General features: G+C 72.0%; 5 protein-coding genes and 1 pseudogene. 2 read left to right on the forward strand and 4 right to left on the reverse strand.

Annotated elements, in window-relative coordinates; genetic code table 11:
- On the forward strand, positions 1-972 hold a 972-nt coding region (locus Q0C81_RS16220), incomplete at its 5' end, for an amidase family protein (protein WP_291840303.1).
- Between the two features lie 4 nt (positions 973-976).
- Here Q0C81_RS16220 and Q0C81_RS16225 read toward each other — a convergent pair.
- Complete coding sequence (locus tag Q0C81_RS16225; RefSeq protein WP_291840306.1) at positions 977-1,729, reverse strand: hypothetical protein; 753 nt, start codon at positions 1,727-1,729, stop codon at positions 977-979.
- A 76-nt stretch (positions 1,730-1,805) separates the two neighbouring features.
- The gene (locus Q0C81_RS16230) at positions 1,806-2,543 is read right to left on the reverse strand and encodes a LytTR family DNA-binding domain-containing protein (RefSeq protein ID WP_291840315.1); all 738 of its coding nucleotides are present in this window, start codon (positions 2,541-2,543) and stop codon (positions 1,806-1,808) included.
- Between Q0C81_RS16230 and Q0C81_RS16235 the strand changes: the two genes are divergently transcribed.
- Positions 2,542-2,715 carry a hypothetical protein gene (locus Q0C81_RS16235; RefSeq protein WP_291840309.1) on the forward strand — a complete coding sequence of 58 codons (174 nt, stop codon included), beginning with the start codon at positions 2,542-2,544 and terminating at the stop codon, positions 2,713-2,715. The genes Q0C81_RS16230 and Q0C81_RS16235 overlap by 2 nt on opposite strands.
- Here the strand turns inward: Q0C81_RS16235 and Q0C81_RS16240 are convergent.
- Complete coding sequence (locus Q0C81_RS16240) at positions 2,712-3,875, reverse strand: DUF1501 domain-containing protein (protein WP_291840312.1); 1,164 nt, start codon at positions 3,873-3,875, stop codon at positions 2,712-2,714. The two genes, Q0C81_RS16235 and Q0C81_RS16240, sit on opposite strands and share 4 nt — an antisense overlap.
- A pseudogene (locus Q0C81_RS16245) lies at positions 3,872-4,720 on the reverse strand (DUF1800 domain-containing protein). The gene Q0C81_RS16240 and the pseudogene Q0C81_RS16245 overlap by 4 nt, the downstream one beginning before the upstream one ends.
- Between the last annotated feature and the right edge of the window lie 14 nt (positions 4,721-4,734).

Genomic DNA, 4,734 nt, shown 5'->3' on the forward strand with positions numbered 1-4,734 from the left:
GACCTCTGCCTGGCCGCCACGGCGTCGGACACCGGCGGCTCGATCCGCCAGCCCGCGGCCTTCACCGGCACCGTCGGCATCAAGCCCACTTACGGCCGCGCCAGCCGCTTCGGCATGGTCGCCTTCGCCTCGTCGCTGGATCAGGCCGGGCCGATCACCAAGACGGTCGAGGACGCCGCCATCCTGCTGCGTTCGATGTGCTCGTTCGACGTCAAGGATTCCACCAGCCTGGACGTCGCGACGCCCGACTGGACCGCCAGCCTGGGCAAGGGCGTGAAGGGCCTGCGCATCGGCGTGCCCAAGGAATACGTCGTCGACGGCATGCCCGCCGAGATCCAGGCTCTGTGGGACCAGGGCGTCCAGTGGCTGAAGGCCGCCGGCGCTGAGATCGTCGAGATCAGCCTGCCGCACACCAAATACGCCCTGCCGACCTACTATATCGTCGCTCCGGCCGAGGCTTCCTCGAACCTGGCGCGCTACGACGGCATGCGCTTCGGCCACCGCGCCACGGACGCGAAGTCGTTGACCGACCTCTACGAGACCTCGCGCGCCGAGGGCTTCGGCAAGGAGGTCCAGCGCCGCCTGACCATCGGGGCCTATGTCCTCTCGGCCGGCTTCTATGACGCCTACTATGTCCGGGCGCTCAAGGTCCGCCGCCGCATCGCCCAGGACTTCGACGACGTCTGGGGCCAGGTCGACGCCATCCTGACGCCGTCCACGCCGTCGGCCGCCTTCGCCCTGGGCGACAAGCAGATCGACCCGGTGACGATGTACCTGAACGACGTCTTCACGGTCACCGCCAACCTCGCCGGCCTGCCGGGCATATCGGTGCCCGCGGGCGTCGATTCCGGCGGCCTGCCGCTGGGCCTTCAGGTCATCGGCAAGGCGCTGGACGAGGCGACCGTCTTCCAGGTCGCCGACGTGCTGGAGCAGGCCGCCGGCTTCACGGCCCGTCCGAGCAAGTGGTGGTGAGGGCCTAGCGCCCTTCCGCGTTCGGGAAGGGCAGGGTCCGCAGCCACGGCTCGGCGTCGGTGAGCCGGCTCTCGCCCGCCAGCCCGTCCTGGAAGGCGCGCAGGTTGCGATAGCTCGCCAGGATGACGACGCGGCGTCCCGGGTTTCGAGCGATCGTCTCCCGGGCGCGGGCGATCATATAGCCGTCCCACGCCGCCTGGCCCTCGTCGTCGCCGGGGCCGCCCAGCGCTCGCTCGCTCAGGACCGACGCCTGCATCAGGTCGCGCGTCAGCGCGTCGTGCGCGTCGGCGGGATGCCGCCAGTGCTGCAGCAGCGCCAGGGTCATGGAGCGGCGCAGGGCGTCCGCCCGTGCGGCGGCGGTCGGCTGCTCCGTATTGAAGCGGGCGTATTTCGCGCCGGCCGCCCCGGTCATCGCGGCGAAGACCTCGCCACCCGGCTCCATCGCCTCGACCAAGAGGGTTCGCCCGTCCAGCCATGGCCAGATCACCGCCGGATATTCGGGACGGCCGGGCGTCTCGGTACGGCCGGACAACTCGTCAGGCCGGGTTTCGACCAGCAGAACGTCCGGCTCAGCGGCGTCCAGGATCGTGCGCAGGTCGTCGTAGGAGAAGCTCGGCTCCCGTTCGTGCAGGCCGTGCAGCGGCGCCAGGATGACCACGGCGTCGGGCGCGAGCCCGTCCCGGGTCTGCGCGGAAGCGGCGCCGGCTGTGACGCAAAGCGCCAGGGCGAGGATGAGGCGGAGGAGGGGGCTGGTCATGTCGCCGGAATGCACCCGCGCCCACCGCGCCGGCCATGGCGGCGGGACAAGCGGGACCCGGGAGTGGACCGGCGGGTCAGGCGGCGGACACGGACGCCAGATTCTTGCGGTATCGGCGGCTCATCCGGACGACGTCGCCGGAGCGCAGCACCAGATCGGCGTCGCCGTGACCCCGGCTGCGCACCTCCCCGATGAGATCCAGCCTGACGATGGCGGCCCGGTGCACCCGCGCATACCGGTCCGCGGGAAGGCGTTTCTCCAGGTCGGCCAGCGGCTCGTCCACCAGCAGGGGGCCCTTGTCGGTCATGGCTTCGGCGTAGTTTCCCGCGGCGCGAAGCCACCGCACCGTGTCCAGCGGCAGGAAATGGATCACGCCTTTGCGGCGGACCTTGAGGAATGTGGGCGGCGTCGCCGCCGGGGGCGTGGGCTTGCGCCGCCATCCGGCCGCGACAAGGCCGACGTAGAACAGCGCGTTCAGGCCGATGTTCCGCACCAGCATGTGCCGCCCCATGCCCCACAGCGTCTCGTGCTGTCCGACGCCGTAGAGCGGCCAGTACGCCAGGCTGAACAGGGCGACATGCGCCACGCATGCGGCCACATACCCCAGCAGCAGGATGGAGAAACGGCGCCGCAGGCTCCCGCTCCAGCGGGCGTTCTGGACGGCCTCGAGGATGAACGGGGTCAGGACCGCCCAGACGGAGGCGATCGCCAGGCTGTAGCGGAACGAGGCTCCCCACGGCTGGGGCGACCCGCTGGAAAGGCTGGTGAGGTAGCCTTGCAGCGCCAGAACCGCCGCCACGCCGATCCAGGCCATGACGATCACCAGCGCCGTCCGCACCGGCCTGGAAAACGGAAGGACGATCTCGCCCGACGTCCCCGGTGAGTCCCCCCGGTCACTGGCCACGCTCATCGATTTCCTCGTCCCGGACACGCCCTTGCCCGACACGACTACCATCCTCGCCGGCAAAATCATCCCGGCAGGCTAGACCAGCCCGTCCAGCGTCGGCGCCTCCGCCGCGCTGCCGGGGAACACCCGGCTGTCCAGCGCGGCGCGGTCCACCCCCAGGTGATCGCGCAGCACGCCCTTGAACACCGCCCGCACGTCGATGGTCGGCGCCAGGTCGCGGCCCTCGAACAGGCGGTTGTCGGCCAGGGTCGGCCAGTCGCCGATAAGGCCGCCGGGCTTCAGCGCCCCGCCCGCCACCAGCAGGGACGAGCCCGTGCCGTGATCGGTGCCCTGGGTCCCGTTGGCCCGCGCCGTGCGGCCGAACTCGGTGGCCACGACAACGACCGTATTGGCCCACTGCTCCCCCAGCCCGTCGTGCAGGCCGCCGATCACCTGATCCAGCCCGGTCAGCCGCGTCTGAAGCTGGCCGTTCTGGCGCGCATGGGTGTCCCAGCCGTCGACGGACAGGGCGATCACATCGGCCCCGTTGTCGCCGGTCATCAGCCGCGCCACCGCCTGTCCCAGTCCGTTCACGTCGTTGCGGCGCAGCGTGCTTCCATCCCCCGCCGCCATGGCCATGGCCTCGGTCTCCAGCCCGCGCGCCAGATTGCCCTGCAGCAGCGGGTCGTCGACGTAGAGGTCCTGCAGCAGGGCCGCGATCCGGTCCTCGCCCTTCACCTGACCGCCGGGCGCCCAGCTGGAGGTTTCCGCCGCGCCGCGCAGGATCAGCGGCGTCTGCGCGCCGACCGACAGCCCTTTCAAGCCGCCGCCGCCCGCCGCCGCCAGCGCGCGGTTCAGCCAGCCGTCGTTCTGCTCCCTCAGGCCCTCGCCGCCGTTCTCCAGCACGTCCTGGGCGTCGAAATGGGAGCGTACCCGTACCGGTATGGCCGCCGCCGGGGCGAAGCGAAGCTGGCCCGCGTCGTACATCGTCTTCAGGCCGGGCAGGGACGGATGCAGGCCGAAGCCGTCGCGCATCTCCAACGCGCCCTCCACCGCCAACCCGCCGCGCAGGGCCGCGTAGTTCGGATCGCCGTACGGCACGGTGACCGACAGCCCGTCCATGGCGCCGCGCGCGACCACCACCACCAGCTTCGGCCTGGGGCCGCGCGCCTGCGCGCCCGCCTGTCCGGCGAAGGCGAGGCCGATCCCGGCCATGGAGCCGCTCAGGAGTAGGCGGCGGTTCATCATCAGATCGGTCATCGGCGCTGGAACTCCGGCGACATCAGGAACAGGGTGACGGCCTCGGCCCGGCTTTCGGCGCGGGCGATGAACTGGCGGCTGCGGTCGCCCAGCCGTTCGCCCAAGGCGCCTTGCGCCACCGCCACGGCGTCGCGCTCGGCGGCCAGGTCGCCCGCGGCCTTGGCCCAGTTCAGCCGCTTGACCAGGGCGTCCGGCCCGGCCCAGTCCGCCGCCGTGTCCGGCCAGCCTTCGGGGGAGGGGGCGGCGAAGGCCGGCTGCCCCATCTGCACCAGGGCCTGCTGCAACGGCTGCACCCGCTGCGGCCGCGTGCCCATGGCGCGGTGCGACGAGATCACGAACTCATAGGGCGTCTTCACCTTGCGCGCCTCGGGTGCCCAGCTTTCGGGCGCGGCGATCAGCGCCCTGGCGACCACGGCCAGATCGCCGCCGGACCCGGTCCAGGCCCGCTCCAGCGCGTTGACCAGCGCGGGCGGCGGCTCGTCGGCGACGAAGTGGACCGCGATCTTCCGCGCCAGCCGCCGGGCCGTCTCGGGCCGGTTGGACAGGTCCTTCAGGATGGCCCGGCCCTGTTCGGCGCCGCCCGCCGGATAGCGGCGGCCCATCACCGTCCGCTCGCCCGGCTCATGCACCACGGCGCGGAAGGTGAAGCCGTTCTCGCCCGACTCCCCGGCCAGCATCGCCGCCCGGCGGCGGCCCTGGCCCCGGCCTTCCTACTGCCGCCGCCGCGCCGCCGTCGACCATCCGGTCAGGGCGCGGGCGAACTCGGTCACGTCCGCCTGGGTGTAGCCGCCGTCGTCCCCGATCGTGTGCAGCTCCAGGATTTCCCGCGCCAGGTTCTCGTTCAGCCCGGCCTGCCGCC

It is taken from the genome of Brevundimonas sp., from assembly GCF_023259385.1.
Lineage (GTDB): Bacteria > Pseudomonadota > Alphaproteobacteria > Caulobacterales > Caulobacteraceae > Brevundimonas.